This window comes from Rubrivivax gelatinosus, assembly GCF_016583785.1.
Lineage (GTDB): Bacteria > Pseudomonadota > Gammaproteobacteria > Burkholderiales > Burkholderiaceae_C > Rubrivivax > Rubrivivax gelatinosus_B.
The window spans coordinates 67198-88714 of sequence record NZ_NRRU01000005.1 but is presented as its reverse complement, the minus strand read 5'-3'; the positions used below and the strand labels follow the sequence as shown (position 1 = coordinate 88714).

Below are 21517 nucleotides of genomic sequence, written 5' to 3'. Positions count from 1 at the left end.
TCCGGTGCCGGCGACGAAGCGCCGGCGCAGGCACAGCACGCCGCCGGCGAAATCGTCGGCCCCTGGACGCTGGTCGCCGAACTCGGCCGCGGCGGCATGGCCAGCGTCTGGCGCGCGCATTCGACCGAAGGCGAGCTGCAGCGCGAGGTGGCGCTGAAGCTGCCGCACGGGCCGTCCGCCGCCTGGGCCGGCCGGCTGCGGCGCGAGCGCGACATCCTCGCGCGCCTGGCGCACCCGGGCATCGCGCGGCTGTACGACGCCGGCACCAGCGCCCAGGGCCTGCCCTGGCTGGCGCTGGAATACGTCGAAGGCCAGGACCTGCTCGCCTGGTGCGACGCGCGGCGCAGCCCGCTGGCCGAACGCCTGGGCCTGCTGCTGCAGATCTGCGACGCGCTGCAGTACGCCCACGGCCGGCTCGTCATCCACCGCGACATCAAACCCGCCAACGTGCTGGTGCAGGCCGACGGCCAGGTGCGGCTGCTGGACTTCGGCATCGCCCGCCTGCTCGACGGCGGCAGCGAACCCGGGCTGACCCAGCACGGCCAGCGCCCGATGACACCCGAGTACGCGGCGCCCGAGCAGGTGCGCGGCGAGGAGCCGGGCGTCGCCGCGGACGTCTATGCGCTGGGCGTGCTCGCCTACCGCCTCGTCACCGACCGCAGCCCCTATGCCGCCTGGCAGCCCGGGAACCGGCACGCGCTCGAACACGCGGTGCTGGAATGCGAGCCGCCGGCACCGTCGGCCGTCGTCGCCGACCGGGCGCTGGCGCGTGCGCTGCGCGGCGACCTCGACACCTGGATCGGCAAGGCGCTGCGCAAGCCGGTCGCGGCGCGCTACTCCGGCATCGACGCGATGGCCGCCGACCTGCGGCGCCATCTGGCCGGCGAACCGCTGCTGGCGCGGCCGCAGCCCTGGCGCGAACGTGCCCGGCGTTTCGTCGGCCGCCACCGCTGGGCCGTCAGCGCCAGCGCGCTCGCCGTCTTCGCGCTGATCGGCACGACCGCGTGGGCGCTGCAGTCGGCGCAGCAGGCGCGGGCCGAAGCCCGGCGCGCCGAGGCGATGTACGGCTTCGTCGTCGACCTCTTCAACCCCGAGCACAAGCCGCTGCCGGACACGCGCGAGCGCGAGATGCCGCTGCGCCTGGTCATCGAACGCGGCGCGCAGCAGGTGCTGCACAGCCTGCAGGGCCAGCCCGAAGCGCGCGACCGGCTGCTGGCCGACCTCGGCACGCTGACCCAGCAGCTCGGGCTGGCGCCGCTGTCGCAGCAGCTGGCCGACGAACGGGTGCGCCAGGCCGAACAGGTGCAGGGGCGCGGCAGCGTGGCCTGGGCCGACGCGCTGATGGGCGAACGCGACCTGCGCGAAGCCAGCGGCCGCTATGCCGACGGCCTGGCCGAGGCGCAGCAGGCGCTGGCGGCCTACGAGGCGCACGGCGTGAAGGACCCGCTGCGCCTGGCGCGCGCGCTGATGGCGCGCGGCGGTTTCGGCGCCCGCCTGCACACGCCCAGCGACGCCGACCTGGCCGACCTGCAGCGCGCCGCCGAGCTGCTGACGCCGCTGCCCGGCCGCAACGCGCTGGGCACGGTCTACGAGCAGTTGCTGGTCGCGCACCTGAACCGCGGCGAACTCGACGCCGCCTTCGGCGCCGCCCAGGCCGGCGTCGAGGCCAACCGCCGCCAATGGGGTGCCGACGACTGGAAGACCGCGGCCGCCGAGGACCAGGCCGGCCAGGTCGCCGCCTGGGCGCTGGAGCCGGCGCGCGCCGAAGACTGGCTGCGCCACGGCATCGGCGTCATCCGCCGCGTGATGGGCGAGGACGTCGTCATCCTCTCGCGCAGCCACGCCAACCTGGCCTTGCTGCTGCTGGGCGGCGGCGCACGCGACGAAGCCCGGCGCGAGATCGCCGAAGCCGGGCGCATCGCGGCGCTGCCGGCCAACGCCGCGCTGCCGGCCTTTCGCCTCACGGCGCAGGCGAACACGATGGAGTTCGCGCTGCGCGACGGCGACTGGGCGGCGCTGGCGCGCGACTGCACGCAGCTCGGCGCGCAGCCGGCCGCACCGCAGCCGACGCTGCAGCTGCGCTTCGTGCAGATGTGCATCGCCAGCGCGCTGCACCAGGGCCGGCAGGAGCAGGCGCAGGCGCTGCTGGCCCAGGGCCAGGCGCTGGCTCAGCAACGCCTGGCGGCGCAGCCGGCACGCACGGCGGTGCTGGCGCTGCGCGAAGGCGACGTCGCCGCCGCCGCCGGCCACGCGGCAGACGCACGCCGCGCCTGGCAGCGTGCCGTCGCGCTGGCCGACGGCAGCGGCGTGCTCTGGGCGATCGAGGCCGGCGTGCGCCTGGGCGCCAGCGGCGGGCTCGACGACGACAGCCGCGGCCGCCTGCAGGCCTGGCAGGCGCGGCTGCGGCAGCAAGGCGGCGAGCGCTACTACGCGGCGCTGCTCGGGCCGCTCGAACAGGCGCTGGCACGCTGATATTGCGTCCGCCGATGGCGCTTGGCGGGCGCCGTTCTCGTTAGGGCCGTGTGAGCACCTGCACGACAGGTGGGTTCACCACTCGACCCTGAAGGAACACCGATCATGAGCAAGGGAAACAAGCGGCCGCTGGCCATGGCGGCATGGGCCGCGACGATGCTGGCGGCCGCCTGCGCGCTGAGTGCCTGCGGCGGCGGCGGCGGCAGTGACGACGACAGCGGCAGCGGCGGCAGCGCGACGCCGCCCACGGCCGGCCAGGCGGCCACGATCTGCAGCGGCAGCGGCAGCGGCAGCGCCACCTCGTACGACGTCTATTTCCCCGGCGCCTACGGCATCACCCGGGCGGCGCGTGCGACCGAGGTCTACGGCAGCGCCAGCGCCGCCGAGCAGTGCATCGCGGTGGCGGCGTCGACGGCGCAGGCCGACAGCGCCCAGTTCCAGGCCGTGACCACCGATGCCTGGGCGGACGCGATCTCCTACTTCGACCCATCCGCAACCTCGGTCGCCGGCGGCATCAAGCTGAACCAGAAGCTGTTCATCACCTGCCAGAGCAACAGCGACGCGGTCAAACACCTGGCGGTCTTGTCCTCGGGCCGCGTCGCGACCGACGTCTTCGGCAGCACCCAGGCGGCGAACGTGGCGCGCAGCGTCGGCTTCCAGTCCTACGGGTGCGTGCAGGACAGCACGGGCGTGCACGCAGGCAACGGCAGCGCAGTGGCGACCTTCGCCAGCGACGGCAGCCTGACGGTGAAGGACTCGGGCAGCACCGTGCTGACGGTCGCCGCCGCCGACGTGCCGGCGCTGTTCTCCGACAGCGGCTACGCCGAGGACGGCGAGGTCTTCCGCTGGCAGCTCTACCAGCTGCCGGTCGACGGCGGCAGCAAGCAGGTCATCGTGCACACGGTGCGCAAGGCCAGTGGCGGCTACGGCGTGCTCGCCTTCATCCAGCCCTGAGCATCGTGATGAAGCTGCGTTTCATCCTCACGGCCGTCGCCGCCTGCGCGCTGGCGGCCTGCGGCAAACCCGACACGGCCGGTTCCGCCGCTGCGCCGGCCAACCCGCCGGCCCAGGGCGACGCCGCGCCGACCACGCGCCAGAGCACCAGCTTCGGCAGCGTCAGCAGCATCGTGCTCCAGCCGCTGTTCCAGGTGCCGGCGCGCTACGCCGGCTACGTCCGCCAGGAGGTCAGCGAAGCCGGCAACGCCGAGATCCAGAAGATGCCCGACGCGCTCTTCGACCGCTACGGCGCCACCTGGCTGCTGCAGGCGGCGTCGGTCGAGCAGCCCGACTGGCTGCTGCTGGCGCGCATCCGCCAACCGGCGCTGACGGCCGAGAGCAACGCCTTCAAGAAGCAGGAGGCCGCCGACCGCGCCAAGGCCGAGGCCAGGCCCGATCGCGACAGCCTGAACGTCGTCTTCGGCTGGATGGGCGAGATCATGACCCTGGCCGGCCCAGACGTCGCCACCGGCGAGTACTACCTGACGCTGAACCTGGGCCGCCGCTTCGACACCGTCTTCTACTCGGACGCCAAGGGCTACAACTACCGGCTGCATTACGAGCCATCGTTCAAGGCGCTGGGGCTGGGCCAGAACTGCAGCGACGAGTGCTCGGGCTACGTGCCGATGACGGTCAAGGTGCCGATCGAGAAGGCGCGCGAGATCGAGGCCCTGCGCGAACACGACGCGCGCGGGCTGGTGCGTGTCTACGGCCACGTCACCGGCCTGCAGCCGAACACGGCGCGCGCCGACAAGTCGAGCGTCGACGCCGCGCTCGTGGTCGAGGTCCAGGCGATCGAGGTCGGCACGCGCCAGGACGGCGCCTTCAAGCCCTACTTCTTCCTCGACACCGACCAATTGAAGCGCTGGAAGCCCTAGCCGCCCGGCGGCACCCAGAAAAAAGCCCCCGTCGGCGCGAGCCGCGGGGGCTTTGTCATCGGGCTTTCAGCCGTTGGCCGTCAGGCCACGCCCAGCTTCTTGTTGATGTACCACTGCTGCGCGATCGACAGCACGTTGTTCGTCAGCCAGTACAGCACCAGGCCGGCCGGGAAGAAGAAGAACATCACCCCGAAGGCCAGCGGCATGAACCACATCAGCCGCGCCTGCATCGGATCGGGCGGCTTGGCACCCAGCGCCACCTGCGCCAGCGACGAGGCCGTCATCAGCACCGGCAGGATGAACCACGGGTCCTTCGCCGACAGGTCGGTGATCCAGCCGATCCAGGGCGCGTTGCGCATCTCGACGCTGGACAGCAGCACCCAGTACAGCGCGATGAAGAACGGCATCTGGATCAGGATCGGCAGGCAGCCGCCCAGCGGATTGACCTTCTCCTCGCGGTAGATGCGCATCATCTCCTGCTGCATCTGCTGCGGCTTGTCCTTCAGGCGCTCGCGCATCTCCATGACACGCGGGTTGATGGCGCGCATCTTGGCCATCGACTTGTAGGCGCTGGCGTTGAGCCAGAAGAAGGCGATCTTCAGCACCACGACCAGCGCGACGATGGCCCAGCCCCAGTTGCCGATCGCCGAATACAGCTCGTCGAGCAGCCAGAACAGCGGCTTGGACAGCGGCATCAGCCAGCCGTAGTCCTTCAGGTACTCCAGCCCCGGCGCCAGTTCGGCCAGGCGGTTCTCCATCTGCGGGCCGGCGAAGAGCTGCGACTCCTGCACCTGGGTCGCACCCGGCGCGACTTCGCCCAGCGGCAGCACCATCGCGATCGTGTACAGGTTGTCGCCGACCTTGGCGGTGCGGAACTCGCGCGCGCCTTCGGCGTTGACGATCCAGGCCGACGCGAAGTAGTGCTGGACCATCGCGATCCAGCCGTCCTTGGCGGTCTTGTCGTGGCCGGCGTCGCCCTTGGCGATGTCCTTGAAGTCGATCTTCTTGTACTTGCTGGCGGTGGTGAACATCGCCGGGCCGGTGAAGGTCGAATAGAACTTCGACTCGCCCTCGGGCGCCTGGCCGTCGCGCGCCAGCTGCAGGTACAGCTGCGCCGTCACCGGCGTGCTGCCCCCGTTGACGAACTCGTGGCGCACGCCGACGGCGTAGTCGCCGCGCTTGAAGGTGTAGACCTTGACCAGGCGGCGGCCGTCGACCGGCGCCGACTCGAAGCGCAGGCTCAGGCTGTCCTGGCCGTCGGCGAGCACGCGCGCGCCCGGAACCGCCGTCATCGGCGTCAGGTGCGTGGGCAGCGCGACGCCGGACTGGGCCGTGATCAGGCCGGTCTGGGCGACGTACTCACGCGCGGCGACGCGGTCCATCAGGACGACGTTGTGTTCCGGGTGGTTGGCGTCGCGGTACTTCAGCAGCTCCAGGCGCACCAGCTGGCCGCCGACGCTGTCGAAGGTGGCCTTGACCAGGTCGGTCGTGACGACGACCGGCTCGCCACCGGGCGCTGCCGCCGGCTGCGGCACGGTGCCGGCAGGCGCCTGGGCCGTCGGCGAGGCGCTGGGCACGCCGGCCGAAGCCGATGTGCCCGGTGCCGACGCCGCAGCGACCGGGCGGGCCGGCCCGCCCAGCAGCGAAGGCTGACCGTTGTGCTTGTTCCACGCGTCCCACAGCAGGAACAGCGAGGTGACGAAGACCACCCAGAGGATGGTGCGGCGAATGTCGGTCATAGGCTCGGGCTACAGGGCGTCGTCCGCATGAGGGCGGACGAGCCGGGTGAACAGACCCCGCGCGGGGTTCGGGAAACGCTCGGGCACAGGATCGCAGCCGCCGTTGCACAGCGGATGACAACGCAGCAGCCGCCAGACGGTGAGCGCGCTGCCGCCAGCGGCGCCGTGGCGGCCCAGTGCGTCCAGTGCGTACTGCGAGCAACTGGGCTCGAAGCGGCAGGCATTGCCCAACCAGGGCTTGAGCAGCAGGCGATAGGCACGCACCAGCAGCACCAGCAGGCGCTGCGGCAGGCGGGCGAGTTCGGCCAGCATCTCAGGCGCGCCGGGCACGGCCGAAGAGCTGCTCGAGCTCGTGGTGCGCCGCCAAACGCAGCGCGTCGGACGCCGCCGACGGGTACTGCGCCGGCACGAACGGCGCGCGCAGCCGCACCACCCACAGCCCGGGGGCCAGGGTATCGGCGTGACGCGCCATCGCCGCGCGGATCTGGCGCTTCAGCAGGACACGCGTGACCGAGCGGCGGGCATGCCGCTTCGGAACGATGCTGCCGAGCCAGCAGGCATCGGGTGCCACGCGGCGCGAGTCATCCACAGGCTGTGCACCACTCTGTGCGTCGCCTGTGGACAACTCGGCGTCAGCCGGGTGAAGCTGATGCCAGCGGGACGCACAAGGTCCGCCGTCCACGTGGTGAACGGCGAAGTGAGTGCTTCGCGATCGGCTGGGCGTCGCGAGCACGCGCTCGAAGTCGGCCTTCTGCACCATCGGGTGCACGAGAGGGCGGACCGGACGCTGCACGGGGCCTCGGCGGCAGTAAGACGGCGGCGACGCGGGGCGTGCCGGACCGGTACGGCCTTAGACGGCGAGGCGCTTGCGGCCCTTGGCGCGACGGGCGGCGATGACGGCACGGCCGCCACGCGTCTTCATGCGCACGAGGAAGCCGTGGGTGCGGGCGCGGCGGATCTTGGACGGCTGGTAGGTGCGCTTCATGATGTAGAGCTCTTTCTTGCCAGGGGGTAAGAAATTCGGAAAACCCTCGATTACAGCAAGAAATGCGTTCAACGTCAATCAGTTACGCCTGATGCCCCTGAGTCGCGCTGCAGGGGATGGCACCACACCCCCGGCTCCCGATCTGTGGATAACTCGCTTGAACCCTGGCGTCCGGCACGTAGAATGCGCCCCCTGCAAAACAAGATTTCCACAATGACCGTAGACCTCTGGCAACGCGGCTGCGAGCGCCTCGCGACCGAGTTGCCCGAACATCAGTTCAACACCTGGATCCGGCCTTTGCCGCCGGCCCAGGTCAGCGAAGACGAGGCGGACGCCGCGGTCGTATCGGTGCGGGTTCCGAACCGCTTCAAGCTCGACTGGATCCGCGCGCAGTACGCCGGCCGCATCGAGTCGGTGCTGAGCGACATCGCCGGCAAGCCGGTGCGGCTGGAGCTGACGCTGGCGCCGCGCGCCGAGGCGCCGGCCCTGGCACCGCTGCGCGCCGGCAACGGCTACGCCCACGCCTCGGTGCCGGCTCCGGTGGCCACGGCGGCCGTGTTCGCCGCCAACGCGGTGGCGGCCGCCACCAGCGCACCGATGGCGGCCTCGCCGGCACCGGCGTCCAACCGCCACAAGCTCAACCCCTCGCTCACCTTCGACAACCTGGTGCCGGGGCGCGCCAACCAGATGGCGCGCACCGCCGCGCTGCACGTCGCCGGCGCGCCGGGGCAGATGTACAACCCGCTGTTCATCTACGGCGGCGTCGGCCTGGGCAAGACCCACCTGGTGCACGCCGTCGGCAACGCGCTGCTGAAGGACCGCCCCGACGCCCGCGTGCTGTACCTGCACGCCGAGCAGTTCATCAGCGACGTCGTCAAGAACTATCAGCGCAAGACCTTCGACGAGCTCAAGGCCAAGTACCACTCGCTGGACCTGCTGCTGATCGACGACGTCCAGTTCTTCGCCGGCAAGGACCGCACGCAGGAGGAGTTCTTCAACACCTTCGAGGCCCTGCTGGCCAAGCGCGCGCACATCATCATGACCAGCGACACCTACCCCAAGGGGCTGGTGGACATCGACGAGCGCCTGACCAGCCGCTTCGACGCCGGGCTCACGGTGGCCATCGAGCCGCCCGAGCTCGAGATGCGCGTGGCCATCCTGATCAAGAAGGCGCAGGGCGAAGGCGCCGAGATGCCGGAAGACGTGGCCTTCTTCATCGCCAAGAACGTGCGCGCCAACGTGCGCGAGCTCGAAGGCGCGCTGCGCAAGGTGCTGGCCTACAGCCGCTTCAGCCAGAAGGACATCAACATCGCGCTGTCGCGCGAGGCGCTGAAGGACCTGCTGTCGATCCAGAACCGGCAGATCTCGGTGGAGAACATCCAGAAGACGGTGGCCGACTTCTACAAGATCAAGGTCGCCGACATGTACAGCAAGAAGCGCCCGGCCTCGATCGCGCGGCCGCGCCAGATCGCGATGTACCTGGCCAAGGACATGACCAAGAAGAGCCTGCCCGAGATCGGCGAGCTCTTTGGCGGCCGCGACCACACGACGGTGCTGCACGCGGTGCGCAAGATCGCCGACGAGCGCACCCGCAACAGCGAACTCAACCAGCAGCTGCACGTGCTCGAGCAGACACTCAAGGGCTGACGGCCGTCACCGGATGGCGCCGCAGCCTGGGGAAAACTTCGGGACAAGCTGGCACTTGTGCACAGCGCGCGCCGCCGCCGCCGAGTTGTCCAGAAAACCTGCGTCACGCGCCACCTGTCGACCCACAGCGCTGCGCACCGGCTAAGACGTTGTGGGAAAAGCGGAAAATAGCGTTGTCCCCAGAAGTCCCCGCTGCCTACTACGACCACCAAGTTAAAGAGGAAGACATGATTGTTCTGAAGGCCGCCCAGGAAAAGTTGCTCGAGGCCCTGCAATCGGTGGCCGGCATCGTCGAGCGGCGGCACACGCTGCCCATCCTGGCCAACGTGCTGTTGCGCAAGAACGGTCCGGTCGTGGAGCTGACGACGAGCGACCTGGAGATCCAGGTGCGCACCAGCGCCGAGCTCGGCGGCGACGACGCCCAGTTCGCCACCACCGTCGGCGCGCGCAAGCTGATCGACATCCTGCGCGCACTGCCGTCGGAGCAGGTGGTGACGCTGTCGGCGGCGCAGAACAAGCTGACGCTGGCCGGTGGCAAGAGCCGCTTCACGCTGCAGTCGCTGCCCGCAGACGACTTCCCGCTGGTCAACGAGGCGGTCGACTTCGGCCCGGCCTTCAGCGTGCCGCAGAAGACGCTGCGCCAGCTGATCAACCAGGTGCACTTCTCAATGGCGGTGCACGACATCCGCTACTACCTGAACGGCATCCTGTTCATCGCCGAAGGCAAGACGCTGACGCTCGTGGCCACCGACGGCCACCGCCTGGCGATGGCCCAGGGCACGCTGGAAACCGACGTGCCCAACCGCCAGGAAGTCATCCTGCCGCGCAAGACCGTGCTCGAACTGCAGCGCCTGCTGAAGGACGAAGAGACGCCGATCGAGATGCGTTTCGCCGGCAACCAGGCCAAGTTCGCGTTCTCGGGGCTGGAGTTCGTCACCAAGCTGGTCGAGGGCAAGTTCCCCGACTACAACCGCGTGATCCCGCGCAACCACAAGAACGCGCTGGTGCTGGGCCGCTCGACGCTGTTGGGCAGCCTGCAGCGGGCCGCCATCCTGACGAGCGAGAAGTTCAAGGGCGTGCGCCTGAACATCGAGCCGGGCGTGCTGCGCATCGCCTCGTCCAACGCCGAGCAGGAAGAGGCCAAGGAAGAGCTCGAGATCGACTACGCCGGCGACGCCATCGAGATCGGCTTCAACGTCACCTACCTGATCGACGTGCTGACCAACATGCAGCAGGAGATGGTGAAGATCGAGCTGCAGGACACGAACGCGAGCGCGCTGTTCACCGTGCCGGAGCACCCCGGCTTCAAGTACGTCGTGATGCCGATGCGGATCTGAAGCCTTTGCCCGCGGCGGCCGAGCCCGCCGCGCCCAGGCCCGGCCGGCTCGGCGCGGGCCGGCGCCGGCAGCCGCGCAGCGGCCGCGGCGCCCACCTGATGTGCAGACGGCCCGCGGGCCGTCGGGCGCCGATGGCGTCCGAGAAACGAGAACCCCGATGAGCGAACTCCCGAACACCCCGACCCCGAACGACGCCCCGCAGACGCCGCAACCCGTGCCTGCGTCGACCGGCAGCGCCGCCTCGGTGGCCTACGGCGAAGGCAGCATCCAGATCCTCGAAGGGCTGGAAGCGGTGCGCAAGCGCCCGGGCATGTACATCGGCGACACCTCCGACGGCACCGGCCTGCACCACCTGGTCTTCGAAGTCGTCGACAACTCGATCGACGAGGCGCTGGCCGGGCACTGCGACGACATCGTCGTCACCATCCACAGCGACAACTCGATCAGCGTCGTCGACAACGGCCGCGGCATCCCGACCGGCGTGAAGATGGACGACAAGCACGAGCCCAAGCGCTCGGCGGCCGAGATCGCGCTGACCGAGCTGCACGCCGGCGGCAAGTTCAACCAGAACAGCTACAAGGTCTCGGGCGGGCTGCACGGCGTCGGCGTGTCCTGCGTCAACGCGCTGAGCAAGTGGCTGCGCCTGACGGTGCGCCGCGAAGGCAAGGTGCATTCGATCGAGTTCAAGCGCGGCGCCACGCAGGACCGCGTGATCGAAGTGCGCGACGGCTTCGAGACCAGCCCGATGAAGATCCTGGGCGACACCGACAAGCGTGGCACCGAGGTGCACTTCCTGCCCGACGACGAGATCTTCAACCACATCGACTTCCACTACGACGTGCTCGCCAAGCGGCTGCGCGAGCTCTCGTTCCTGAACAACGGCGTCAAGATCCGCCTCGTCGACGAACGCAACGGCAAGGAAGACAACTTCGCCTTCGCCGGCGGCGTCAGGGGCTTCGTCCAGTTCATCAACCAGGGCAAGAAGATCCTGCACCCCAACGTCTTCCACGCCACCGGCGAGAAGAACAGCGACCAGGGCACGACGATCGGCGTCGAGGTCGCGATGCAGTGGAACGACGGCTACAACGAGAGCGTTCTCTGCTTCACGAACAACATCCCGCAGCGTGACGGCGGCACCCACCTGACGGGGCTGCGCGCGGCGATGACGCGCATCATCAACAAGTACATCGAGGACAACGAGCTGGCGAAGAAGGCCAAGGTCGAGGTCGCCGGCGACGACATGCGCGAAGGCCTGGCCTGCGTCGTCAGCGTCAAGGTGCCGGAGCCCAAGTTCTCGAGCCAGACCAAGGACAAGCTCGTCTCGAGCGAAGTGCGCGCGCCGGTGGAAGACATCGTCAGCCGGCTGCTCAACGACTGGCTGCTGGAGAACCCGACCGACGCCAAGATCATCTGCGGCAAGATCGTCGACGCCGCGCGGGCGCGCGAAGCCGCGCGCAAGGCGCGCGAGATGACGCGGCGCAAGGGCGTGCTCGACGGCGTGGGCCTGCCGGGCAAGCTGGCCGACTGCCAGGAGAAGGACCCGGCGCTGTGCGAGATCTACATCGTCGAGGGCGACTCCGCTGGCGGCAGCGCCAAGCAGGGGCGTGACCGCAAGTTCCAGGCGATCCTGCCGCTGCGCGGCAAGATCCTGAACGTCGAGAAGGCGCGCTACGAGAAGCTGCTGTCCTCCGACTCGATCGTCACGCTGATCACGGCGCTGGGCACCGGCATCGGGCCCGAGGACTTCAACGTCGCCAAGCTGCGCTACCACCGCATCATCATCATGACCGACGCGGACGTGGACGGCGCCCACATCCGCACGCTGCTGCTGACCTTCTTCTACCGGCAGATGCCGGAGCTGGTGGAGCGCGGCCACATCTACATCGCCCAGCCGCCGCTGTACAAGGTGAAGCAGGGCAAGAACGAGCAGTACCTGAAGGACGGCATCGAGCTCGACGCCTTCCTGCTGAAGGTGGCGCTGGAAGGCGCCGCGGTGCTGCCCGACGGCCTGGCCGAAGGCGGCCGCCCGGCGCTGCAGGGCGAGGCGCTGGAGAGCCTGGCGCGCAAGTACATCGTCGCCAGCAACGTCGTGCAGCGCCTGGGCAACTGGATGGACCTGGACGCGCTGCGCACCATCTCCAACGGGCTGGAACTGAACGTCGACAGCGTCGAAGCGGCCCAGGCCAGCGCCGCGGCGCTGCAGGCCGCGCTGAAGGACGCCAGCGTCGAGGCGCACATCGACCCGCGCACCGACAAGCCGCTGCTGCGCATCGGCCGGCGCCATCACGGCAACGTCAAGGCCAGCGTCATCACGCAGGAGTTCCTGCACGGTGCCGACTACGCCGCGCTGGCCGAGGCCGGCCGCACCTTCAAGGACCTGCTGGGCGCTGAGGCCGTGGTGCGCCGCGGCGAAGGCGAGAAGCAGAAGGAACAGAAGGCCGGCGACTTCCGCGCCGCGATGGACTGGCTGATGTCCCAGGCCGAAAGCGCCGTCGCGCGCCAGCGCTACAAGGGGCTGGGCGAGATGAACCCCGGGCAGCTGTGGGAGACGACGATGGACCCGCAGGTGCGCCGCCTGCTGCGCGTGCAGATCGAGGACGCGCTCGAAGCCGACCGCGTGTTCACGATGCTGATGGGCGACGAGGTGGAGCCGCGGCGGGAGTTCATCGAGAGCAATGCGTTGAGGGCGGGGAATATCGACGTTTGAGCGTCTAGTTCTCCCCGTAGGGCGCCAGAGTTTTTGCGACTGGCGCCACAAAAAGGCGACTGGCTGACAAAGTTAGGGCGACTGGCCTACATGGCGGGGTTGGCCGAGCATCTGTAGGGGCGCAGGCACGCTTTGCGGGTGGGCTCGGCCGGCCGGACGCGGCACGGGGTGACCCGCCTTGAGCGCCCCGCAGATGTCCTCGGGTTAAACGCCTCCGGAGAGCCGACGAGCGGCTATCGATCTGACGCAGCGTTCCGTGCGGGGCCCTGTTCGACACGGATCTCCAACACGCTCGCTGCAGTGGATCGCTGCGCCTAGGAGCGCTGGCGGTCGTCGTTACCTAGGAGCCTGCCGGGAGTTGGTGGGCTTCGCGATTACGGATCCGCTGCCGGATCGGGGGGCAAAGACCGGTATGCAGCGAAAGCTGTCATATGGGTCGCCAAGCCCAATGGCTGATCAGTGACACGAACGCGACATTCGCGGTTCCTCACCGCTCTGTCCTGCCGATTACCTAGTGCTTCAACGCGCCGCTCTGCGCATCCGAAGGGTTAGTTCGCGCCACAGTCGCCCGCCACGTCCTGCTGCTGAGCGAACGCATCCTTGAACGAGAGCCACAGAGAAGACTCGGCGAACCAACGAGGCAACAGGTCCGCGCAGATTTGCAGCTGTTCTCCGCCTGTGATCTCTGCCAATAGGACGGGGCGATCCCCCGAGTTATCGAAGACGTACGCCCGGTCTGTCGCGCTTACCGCGTCTTCGAGTAACTGGATCGACTTGTGATATCGCTCGATGATTCGTTCTCGTGCAACTGGATGCCCGCCCAGCTTCACTCGCTGCTCTACGCGGGCGACATTGATCTCTGGGTCATCCGTCGCGATGAAGTACAGGTAGCAGCGATAGCCATCTAGCTGCGCACGCTTGAGAAACTCCACCTTCCCCGGGTGCGACATCACGCTTTCGAAGGTAAATGACTTGCCCGCCGTCAGCAGTTCGTAGCGAATGAAGTCCGCGGTTGCCGCCGCAAGGTAGGAATTGATCTCGAGCCCTTCAATGGACACTCGCGTCGCTGCCATCGTCACGGTAGCAGCGGCAAGCCTCTCTTTGCCTACCAGAGGTGAAGCTTGCAAGAATGCCGGGAGGCGCGCGGCCGCTTCGGCGTTCAGCTCGAACTGATTCAGTTCCAGGATGCTGCTCTGCTTCCAATCGCGCTCGATGTCATCCGCGTTGACGTAGATGCCGATCCACGACTTTCGGAGTTCATCAAAGACAGTGCTCTTGCCGGACCCGTTCGGGCCGGCAAACATCCGGATGCGTCGAGGCGCCTCGGTGGTCACTTCTTGGTGCGGCGCTTGAGTACAAGACCCTTCTTGACCACGGTGGCTGGGCTCACGGCGAACAGCGCGCGCACAGAACCGTCCAAGCTCGCTTCGACAACGTGGCCGCCCTTAACCATCACCACTTTCCCAAGTGTTGACAGTGCGTGGGCATTGGCCCTCTTGCCGGCCTGAGCGGCCAGCGTTGGCAAATCCTGAAGAATCTTTGATTCGCTGAAGTCGGGATACTTCATTTCATTCCCTTTCGAGCGGAAGCCGAGATGCGGCGCTTGTTGACATTATCGCCCAATGAAACTTGGACACCGCGCCGCGCCTATTCAAGCTCCGCGCCCTTCATTTATTGGCTTGCAAGTGATGGCGGTATATTCTGACCGTCTCGTCGGTTGGAGACGCCTTCTTGGAATCGGACTGCAGCGACAGACGATGCACCGTTTTGAGCCTGGTATCTTCCGACACAACGGTCGCAAGAAACTCGTGAGCGTCAGTCGCACTACGTTCTTGCCTTTGGGTCGCTCTCCTCTCGGCTGATTTATTCGTCATCTGCTGCTCCGTTGCGGTTTTGGTCTGGGGTGGGCTTGCCGTGCCCAAAGAAATGGCGATTCAGTTCGCGCTTGAAGTAGTGTTTTCGATCAATCCAAACAAAGCCGTCTCCCTTCGAGATGACGGCGACGTCGATGGGGCCTCCAACGGTTTCGTCCTCACTGATCGACATCCGCTTTTGAAAAGAACTGAGGTTTACCAAAGACGAGGCGACATGTGCCAGTTCGTTTTTCGGCAAAAACTCGATCGACTGAAGCACAGGCTTCAGATGTTTACGTTTGCGCAGATCACGCAGTCTACGCACTGCCGCCAGCACAGCCTCGCCGCTGGGAGGGACAACCTTGTCCAAGTAGGCCTGTTTGGCCTTCTTACTCATCCGAGGGATGCCATCGATAATCTGTTCTGCCGAAGCCATCACGACTTCATAGATCTCCTTGTAAGCCTCGTACTCAAAAGCAGGACTCACGCCATTCAAGAAGGTGTCCACCATCTCTGACTGGGCAAACGGCCTGATGAACGACGGTCGCTTGGAGGTTATCGCCTCAGTTCGCTCTAGTTTGTACTTCAGGCGGCTCTTGAAGATCTCCCCAAGCGTGTACTCTTGCATCACGGGGAAATGCTGGGCTTTGCCATAGCCCGCAATAACCAAGCCCGACAAGGACTCAGTCAGGATTTCCTGCTTTGTCACCACCAAGCGCGCCAACTCATTGAGCGCCACGACATCTGCTCCATCGGCAGACGGGAAGTACTTGGCCACAAGGTCGGAGATCTTGCCGGACGCCATGCCAGCCAGTTCGGCTCCAACCTCAAGGCCGAAACAGTCAGCAGAAACATCCTGCTTTTGTCGCCACTCCTTCAAGGATTCCTGAATCACGTTGGCCTGCACGGACTTGTACTCCGAAGCCGCGTCTTCGTCGTCACGACTCCAAGCCGTGCTGGAACCTCGCTCGATCCAGGCGTTGTCCACCCCGTCCTTGATTCCCTTGAACAGGGTCTCCACCAGGTGGCAGTAGTACTGCTGCTGAACAGCTTCCGGAAACAACGCAGTGTTTCCGTTCAAGTACTTGATTAACTCAGTGCCGTATTCTTCGAGCGTGTCAAAGCACTTGTCGGCAAGCTGTGCGCGAAACATCTTGAGGATGGTTTCCCAAGGCACGCCCAGGAGCGATGAGTTGTTGTAGACCATCACCCCGACAGGATGGAAGTGCGACAACATGAAAAGCTTGTCGGCGTGATAGAACTTCACACGGCCTCCCACGTAGACCGTGGCGGCACTGTCGCTGGCCAAGGCAACGCCAAACCGATTCATGACAACAACTTCTGACGTCATCGCCTCACCTCACCAACACTATTTGAACTTCTTCTGAACCTTCTTTTTGTTCGCCGAGGGAGACAGCAGCTTCTCGATGACCTGCTCGACTTCATCACTCGTGGGCTGCTTTTTAGCCCCATATACGGCGCTCACCGGAGCGCCGGAGCCACTCGAGCGCATGCCTGCAAGGAAGCCGAAATCACTTACGCCACCTACGCCCCGGCCGCGCTTCTTGACTTGGCCTAACGGTGCCACGCGACGTGCGATGAGCTGCTCAACTTCCCGAGCAGCATCGGAGGCTGCTTGGGTGTCCCTGAGAAGATTTTTGTCTGAGGCGTGGAGCACCAACTGCTCGAGACCGGAGAGTGTCTGCTCGAGCGTCTTGAAAGAGGAACTACGGCTGGGCATGGTTGCACCCCTAGGAAAAGTGTTTGCCCAGCTTGCGGCGGATGCGGCGCTGGAGCGTTGCGTATTGGGTTGATGTGAGGCCGTTCTGCCCCATGATTTCCTCAGGCGTGTAGCCCTGGGCAAAGCCCTGCAGGACCGCCATCGCCGACGGATCGGCGCTGAACAAGGCCTCGATCTCTTCGAGCGCCTTGCGCGCCAGCACCTCACGGCCCGGATGGATCGGGTCTAGCGCCGCTGATTCCAGCGGCGACGTGCCGTCGGAATCACTCAGGTCACTCTCCGACGTGGTGTTGGCCACCTCAAGCCGGCGCCACTCTTCACTGGCAATGCTTCGGAAGGTCTGGGCCATGAAAGCCACGAACGGCACCGCCCTTGGCCACCGGCGATTGCCGGCGAGAACCCGAGTCACGGCTTCGTTCAGCAGGTCTTCCCAATCCATCACGTGGAGGCCGGCGCACCTGAGCTTGGCCAGCTGCTTCAGGCGCAACAGGTCCGCTTCAGACAGCGACTGCAGCGCCTGTACGACTTCCTCGTGGGAGGCGACGTCTTCGTCGGTCGGGTGTTCGATGGCTAGAAGCTCCACTTAGGCATATGCGCTGCAAACCCACGCCTGCGGACACACCGCCTGCAAATATTTTCTTGTCCGCACCAAGGCCTGCCATGCGCATATGAAAGCAGGAGCCTGAGAAAGGCGCAAATTCAGAAGGACAGGCATATGCAAGAAGACAACGTGCAATCGGGTTCCGGCAAGGGTGACGCCCCCGGCGAGTCGGCCAAGCCGCGCAGTTTCAAGATCCAGATCGACAAGAAACCCTACGAAGTCCATATGGCAACGCCGACGGGCTTGGAACTGCTCACGCTCGCCGGGAAGACGCCTCCGGAGCAGTTCGCACTCTACCTGCGTAACAAGGGCAACCAGCCCCAGCGCATCGGGCTGGGCGACAAGGTCGACCTCAGCGAGCCGGGCGTAGAGCGCTTCGTAACGCTGCCGCTGGACCAGACGGAGGGCTGAGCCATGCGGCGCGAGTTCACGCTGCCGTCCGAGGACATGGAGTGGCTGGAAGACCGGGGTTTGCCATACGAGCTCGTGGCGACCGGGGGCGCTCTACGCGTCGTCTTGTATGACTTACCCGTGCCCCCGGGCTACAACGTCTCGACCGTCGCGGCGTACGTACGGATTGAGCCTGGCTACCCTGAGTCCCAGATCGACATGGTGTACTTCCTGCCCGACCTGGCGCTGGTCGACGGCCGACCCATCGGGGCCATCAGCCCCGACACCTTCGACGGCAAGACCTGGCAGCGATGGAGCCGCCACCGCACGCCGATCAACCCCTGGCGGCCGGGTATCGACAATCTGGGGACCCATTTCGCGCAGGTCCAGGTCTGGCTGGAGCGCGAAACAAAGAAGGCTTGAAATGGCAGTCACGCTGACGATGACCGAGGAGCAACATGCGTCGCTCCTGGAACACCTCTTCCCCGACGATGGATGCGAGGCGGTGGCGATCGCGATCTGCGGCCGCGCGGCGGGGGAAACCAAGCATCGCCTGCTGGTACGTCGGCTCGAGTTGGTGCCCTACAGCATCTGCTCCGAACGCCGCCCGGACCGGGTGACCTGGCCTACCCAGGTGCTGGTTCCTCTGTTGGCCGAAGCAGCCAAGCGCAACTGGGCCATCGTCAAGATCCACGGGCACCGTGGATTCGATCGCTTCTCCCAAATTGACGACGCGTCGGACCTAGCGCTCTTTCCAAGCCTCTATGCCTGGACCGACAGTGCGGCGCCCCACGCCAGTGTCATCGTGATGGACGATGGCCGCGTCTTCGGACGCGTCGTGCACGAAGACGGCCGCTTCGAAGACCTCACGGCCGTGAGCGTCGTCGGCGACGACATTCGCATCTATCGCCGGGCAACCGAGGCGCCGGTGCCGGAATACGCCCGTCGAGTGGCGCAGACGTTCGGTGCCGGCACGTTCGAGCGCCTGCGTCGGCTGAAGGTGGGGGTGGTGGGGTGCTCGGGCACAGGCAGCCCTGTCATTGAGCAACTAGCGCGCAACTGCGTCGGCGAACTTGTCCTTGTCGATCCGGACCGGGTAGAAGAAAAAAACCTCAACCGCATCCTCAACACGACAGTGGACGATGCCCGTGATCGACGGCTCAAGGTCGACGTCGCACGGCGTTCGATCGAGGCAATGGGACTGGGCACGCAGGTCTCCACTTACCCCGAGACCCTGTTCAGTCGCACCGTCATCCAGGCGCTCTCCGACTGCGACGTGGTGATCGGCTGCATGGACACGATCGACGGCCGCTTCTTGCTGAACAAGCTCGCCTCGTTCTACGAGATTCCCTATCTCGACCTCGGCGTCAAGATCGAGGCGGATGGCCAAGGTGGCGTCGACCAGGTGTGTGGCACGGTGCACTACATCCGCCCTGGGGGCTCCAGCTTGTTGAGTCGACACCAATTCACCCTCGAACAGGTTCGTGCCGCGGGCCTGCAGCGTACCGACCCTGCGCAGTACCGTGAACTGCTGGCGGAGGGCTACATCCGTGGGGCCCAGGAAGATCGACCGGCCGTCATCCAGCTGAACTCGCTGATCGCGAGCCTGGCGATAAATGAGCTGCTGGCTCGCCTGCATCCCTACCGCTCGGACCCGAATGGTGAGTACGCGGCGACGCGCATCAGCCTCATGCATGGCATCTTCGACCGTGAAGAGGACGGTGAGCCGTGCGAGGTGATGGCGCGACATGTTGGCCGCGGCGATGTCGAACCGCCGTTGGACTGGGCCGAACTGAGCCTCAAAGCTTCATGAGCTGGTTCAAGCAACTCACACGATGGTTCCGGCTGCTCCTGGATCCAAGGCGGACCTACGGCCACACCTTTGCTGAAGATCCGCCGGACGAGGTCGCCGAGTCCGTCGTCTACCTTATCGGAGACGACCCGGCGACCTTGTGGTCAGCGCAATTTAAGTGCCCCTGTGGGTGCCGAGAAACCATCGCACTCAGCCTCATTCCGCGTGACGACCCGTCCTGGAGGGCAACGGTCACAAAGCAAGGCAATGTCACGCTGTATCCCTCGGTGTGGCGTATCAAGGGATGCAGAAGCCACTTCTTCATCCGCGACGGCCGCGTGCTTTGGGCAATCGAAGACAAACGGATAGCTTGATCATTTTCAATCGGATCGACGCATCCATGCGATGAGGGTGGTTCTCAGGGATGGGGCGATGTGGCCTAGGCAGGTCACCGGCAATTGAATCGCCGTATTCCGCCCCATCATGCCGCCCGGACCTGCTGGAAGCGGTCTAAGTGATCGAGTCGCTGGCATTGGGATGTTTCGCCAACTCCTGGCGCATGCGCTGCCGAGACCCGACCGGGAACGACTGCTTTCTTGCCCGCTGCAGTCACTCACCGGCCACGCTCGAGCGGCTGCAATCAGTCTGAAGCAGCCCCCCACGACCGCGAACGCAGCCGCGAGACGCACCCAGGCTCCCTGCGCCCGTCATCGAGCCCATACGATGCACCGCCATGTGCACCCGCTACCTCGCCCCCGACGCCGCCGCCATCGAGCGGTACTGGCAGGTGGACACCCGGCATCCCTGGCGGGGCGCCGAGGTCTTCCCCCGCGCACAAGGCCTCTTCATCCGCCCCGCGCGCGACCTCACCGAAGCCCGGGGTGAACAAGTCGTCGGCCAGTGGGGCCTCGTCCCTGGCTTCGCCAAGACACCCAAGCTCAGCTACTCCACCTACAACGCGCGCTTCGAGGAACTTGCCCAGAAGGCCTCGTACAAGGACTCCTGGGCCAAGGGGCGGCGCTGCGTCATCCCCGCGCTGTCCTTCGACGAGCCCAACTGGGAGTCCGGCCGCAACGTCTGGTGGCGCTTCCACCGTGCCGACGGTGGCGTCTGGGGTCTGGCCGGGCTCTGGAACACCTGGGTCGACCGGACCACGGGCGAGGTGGTCGAGAGCTACACGATGCTCACGCTCAATGCCGATGCCTGCCCGCTGATGTCGCGCATGCACAAGCCCGACCCCCAGCTCCCGCCCGATCGCCAGGACAAACGCTCGGTCGTGCCGATAGAACTGGAGGACGTCGACCAGTGGCTGTTCGGCACCGCCCGCGACGCGGCGGCCCTGGTGCGGCTCGCGCCGGACGACCGCTTCGATGCTCGACCGGCATCCTCCGGAGGCTGAGCGTCTCGCGCGCCGATGAACGCGGCGGTCTTCGGCGAGCAAGCAAGCCCCGGCCCCGGCCCGGCACCGAGAGGGGCGCCACGCCGGCGCGCACGTCGGCCGGGCCGCACAGCGTCGGCCGGGTGCCTCGCATGCAGTGGATTGCCGCCACCTTCGCCTCCCGTCAGTATCAGCCCGCAACGCGCCACCATCGGCGCCAACGGAGGACGACGGCATGCGCTCGACAGTGACATCCAATCCGCTTCTGCGGGCCCGGCTCGCCATGACCTCGCTCGCGGGCCTGGCCTGCCTGTGCGTCCTGACCCCGGTGTTGGCGGCAGGGCCTGATGCGCCCGCGCGCGGCCCCGGTCTCTTCACCGTCTACAACCATCTTGCCGGCGAATCCCGCATCAACTGGACAACGTGCGGCGACAACGGCAGCGGCATGGGTTGCTGGGGGTCGGGGCAGATCGGCCCCTTCGCTCACGCTTGCGCCATCGTGCGAATGGCAGACCTGGTGGTCGTCGTCGACAGCGGCGACCCCGCCTCAGCCGTCGGCGCCGCACTCGTGATCTACCGGGAGTCCAACGGCACGGCGCCGTCGGTGGACTTCCTGCGCCGGATTGCCCTGGACGGTTTGCCCGCCTCGTCCACGGCGAAGTGCTGGGCCGCCGCGGTACGCAACCAGCTCTATCTCGGAACCGACCAGTCGGTGCGCTACCACGCCATCAATCTTGCAAACGACCGGGTGACGTCCGGCGAGATCTGCGGCAACCCGACCGACAACGTCTCGTCAGACGGCGAATACGTCGTCGTGCAGCAAGGCAACTGCGCAGGCTATTTCTCGCGTGGCGGGCTTCAGATCACGAACGGCACCTACGGCAAGGCCTTCTTCCCGAACGCCAACGCGTCGGTTCCGATTCCGTGACGCACACGGCCGGCACCGCCTGAACGAGCGCGGCGCCACCGAGTCGAGACCGGCGAAGACCTGCGTCTCGACG

Annotated in this window: 21 protein-coding genes; 12 read left to right on the top strand and 9 right to left on the bottom strand. The window is 66.6% G+C overall.

Going from position 1 to position 21517, the window contains the following annotated elements; genetic code table 11:
* The 3 genes from CKO43_RS02750 to CKO43_RS02740 form a co-directional block, all read left to right on the top strand.
* A partial coding sequence (locus tag CKO43_RS02750; RefSeq protein ID WP_200377759.1) for a serine/threonine-protein kinase occupies window positions 1-2472 on the top strand: 2472 nt, incomplete at its 5' end.
* 105 nt (window positions 2473-2577) lie between these two features.
* Window positions 2578-3426 (top strand): hypothetical protein, encoded by an 849-nt coding sequence (locus tag CKO43_RS02745; protein WP_200377758.1) that lies wholly within the window; start codon window positions 2578-2580, stop codon window positions 3424-3426.
* Between the two features lie 8 nt (window positions 3427-3434).
* On the top strand, window positions 3435-4346 hold the full coding sequence (locus tag CKO43_RS02740) for a hypothetical protein (protein WP_200377757.1): 912 nt from the start codon (window positions 3435-3437) through the stop codon (window positions 4344-4346).
* Window positions 4347-4426: 80 nt separating this feature from the next.
* Here the strand turns inward: CKO43_RS02740 and yidC are convergent, their stop codons facing one another.
* From yidC to rpmH, 4 genes are all read right to left on the bottom strand, one after another.
* On the bottom strand, window positions 4427-6085 hold the full coding sequence (gene yidC / locus CKO43_RS02735; protein WP_200377756.1) for a membrane protein insertase YidC: 1659 nt from the start codon (window positions 6083-6085) through the stop codon (window positions 4427-4429).
* Between the two features lie 9 nt (window positions 6086-6094).
* Entirely contained in the window at window positions 6095-6397 is a 303-nt protein-coding gene (gene yidD, locus CKO43_RS02730; RefSeq protein WP_200226694.1) for a membrane protein insertion efficiency factor YidD, read from the bottom strand.
* Between the two features lies 1 nt (window position 6398).
* Window positions 6399-6845, bottom strand: coding sequence for a ribonuclease P protein component (locus CKO43_RS02725; protein ID WP_200226550.1), 447 nt, complete (start codon window positions 6843-6845; stop codon window positions 6399-6401).
* A 90-nt stretch (window positions 6846-6935) separates the two neighbouring features.
* Window positions 6936-7070 (bottom strand): 50S ribosomal protein L34, encoded by a 135-nt coding sequence (gene rpmH / locus CKO43_RS02720; RefSeq protein WP_200226552.1) that lies wholly within the window; start codon window positions 7068-7070, stop codon window positions 6936-6938.
* Between the two features lie 213 nt (window positions 7071-7283).
* On the opposite strand from rpmH, the gene dnaA reads away from it, so the two are divergent.
* From dnaA to gyrB, 3 genes are all read left to right on the top strand, one after another.
* Window positions 7284-8717 carry a chromosomal replication initiator protein DnaA gene (gene dnaA / locus CKO43_RS02715; protein WP_242477804.1) on the top strand — a complete coding sequence of 478 codons (1434 nt, stop codon included), beginning with the start codon at window positions 7284-7286 and terminating at the stop codon, window positions 8715-8717.
* 227 nt (window positions 8718-8944) lie between these two features.
* Window positions 8945-10054 carry a DNA polymerase III subunit beta gene (gene dnaN / locus CKO43_RS02710; RefSeq protein WP_200226556.1) on the top strand — a complete coding sequence of 370 codons (1110 nt, stop codon included), beginning with the start codon at window positions 8945-8947 and terminating at the stop codon, window positions 10052-10054.
* A gap of 157 nt (window positions 10055-10211) precedes the next feature.
* Window positions 10212-12761: a DNA topoisomerase (ATP-hydrolyzing) subunit B gene (gene gyrB, locus CKO43_RS02705; RefSeq protein ID WP_200377755.1), complete on the top strand. Its 2550-nt coding sequence runs from the start codon at window positions 10212-10214 to the stop codon at window positions 12759-12761.
* A 548-nt stretch (window positions 12762-13309) separates the two neighbouring features.
* On the opposite strand, the gene CKO43_RS02700 is transcribed toward gyrB, so the two are convergent.
* From CKO43_RS02700 to CKO43_RS02680, 5 genes are all read right to left on the bottom strand, one after another.
* Window positions 13310-14095 carry a zeta toxin family protein gene (locus tag CKO43_RS02700; protein ID WP_346728199.1) on the bottom strand — a complete coding sequence of 262 codons (786 nt, stop codon included), beginning with the start codon at window positions 14093-14095 and terminating at the stop codon, window positions 13310-13312.
* Window positions 14092-14328: a hypothetical protein gene (locus tag CKO43_RS02695; RefSeq protein ID WP_200377754.1), complete on the bottom strand. Its 237-nt coding sequence runs from the start codon at window positions 14326-14328 to the stop codon at window positions 14092-14094. The genes CKO43_RS02700 and CKO43_RS02695 overlap by 4 nt, the downstream gene beginning before the upstream one ends.
* A gap of 296 nt (window positions 14329-14624) precedes the next feature.
* Window positions 14625-15965: a hypothetical protein gene (locus tag CKO43_RS02690; protein ID WP_200377753.1), complete on the bottom strand. Its 1341-nt coding sequence runs from the start codon at window positions 15963-15965 to the stop codon at window positions 14625-14627.
* A gap of 18 nt (window positions 15966-15983) precedes the next feature.
* Window positions 15984-16355: a hypothetical protein gene (locus CKO43_RS02685; protein ID WP_200377752.1), complete on the bottom strand. Its 372-nt coding sequence runs from the start codon at window positions 16353-16355 to the stop codon at window positions 15984-15986.
* 10 nt (window positions 16356-16365) lie between these two features.
* Entirely contained in the window at window positions 16366-16938 is a 573-nt protein-coding gene (locus tag CKO43_RS02680; protein WP_200377751.1) for a hypothetical protein, read from the bottom strand.
* A 132-nt stretch (window positions 16939-17070) separates the two neighbouring features.
* Here CKO43_RS02680 and CKO43_RS02675 point away from each other — a divergent pair, with 132 nt between their 5' ends.
* The 6 genes from CKO43_RS02675 to CKO43_RS02650 all read left to right on the top strand — a co-directional run bounded on the left by CKO43_RS02675 (window position 17071) and on the right by CKO43_RS02650 (window position 21444).
* Window positions 17071-17367, top strand: a complete 297-nt coding sequence (locus tag CKO43_RS02675) for a multiubiquitin domain-containing protein (protein ID WP_200232482.1) — start codon at window positions 17071-17073, stop codon at window positions 17365-17367.
* Between the two features lie 3 nt (window positions 17368-17370).
* A complete protein-coding gene (locus tag CKO43_RS02670; RefSeq protein ID WP_200377750.1) occupies window positions 17371-17769 on the top strand; it encodes an E2/UBC family protein in 399 nt (132 codons plus the stop codon).
* Window position 17770: 1 nt separating this feature from the next.
* A complete protein-coding gene (locus CKO43_RS02665; protein WP_200377749.1) occupies window positions 17771-19159 on the top strand; it encodes a HesA/MoeB/ThiF family protein in 1389 nt (462 codons plus the stop codon).
* Window positions 19156-19512, top strand: a complete 357-nt coding sequence (locus CKO43_RS02660) for a DUF6527 family protein (RefSeq protein ID WP_200377748.1) — start codon at window positions 19156-19158, stop codon at window positions 19510-19512. The genes CKO43_RS02665 and CKO43_RS02660 overlap by 4 nt, the downstream gene beginning before the upstream one ends.
* Window positions 19513-19871: 359 nt before the next feature.
* Window positions 19872-20537: an SOS response-associated peptidase gene (locus CKO43_RS02655; protein WP_200377747.1), complete on the top strand. Its 666-nt coding sequence runs from the start codon at window positions 19872-19874 to the stop codon at window positions 20535-20537.
* A 214-nt stretch (window positions 20538-20751) separates the two neighbouring features.
* Window positions 20752-21444: a hypothetical protein gene (locus CKO43_RS02650; RefSeq protein ID WP_200377746.1), complete on the top strand. Its 693-nt coding sequence runs from the start codon at window positions 20752-20754 to the stop codon at window positions 21442-21444.
* Window positions 21445-21517: the final 73 nt, after the last annotated feature.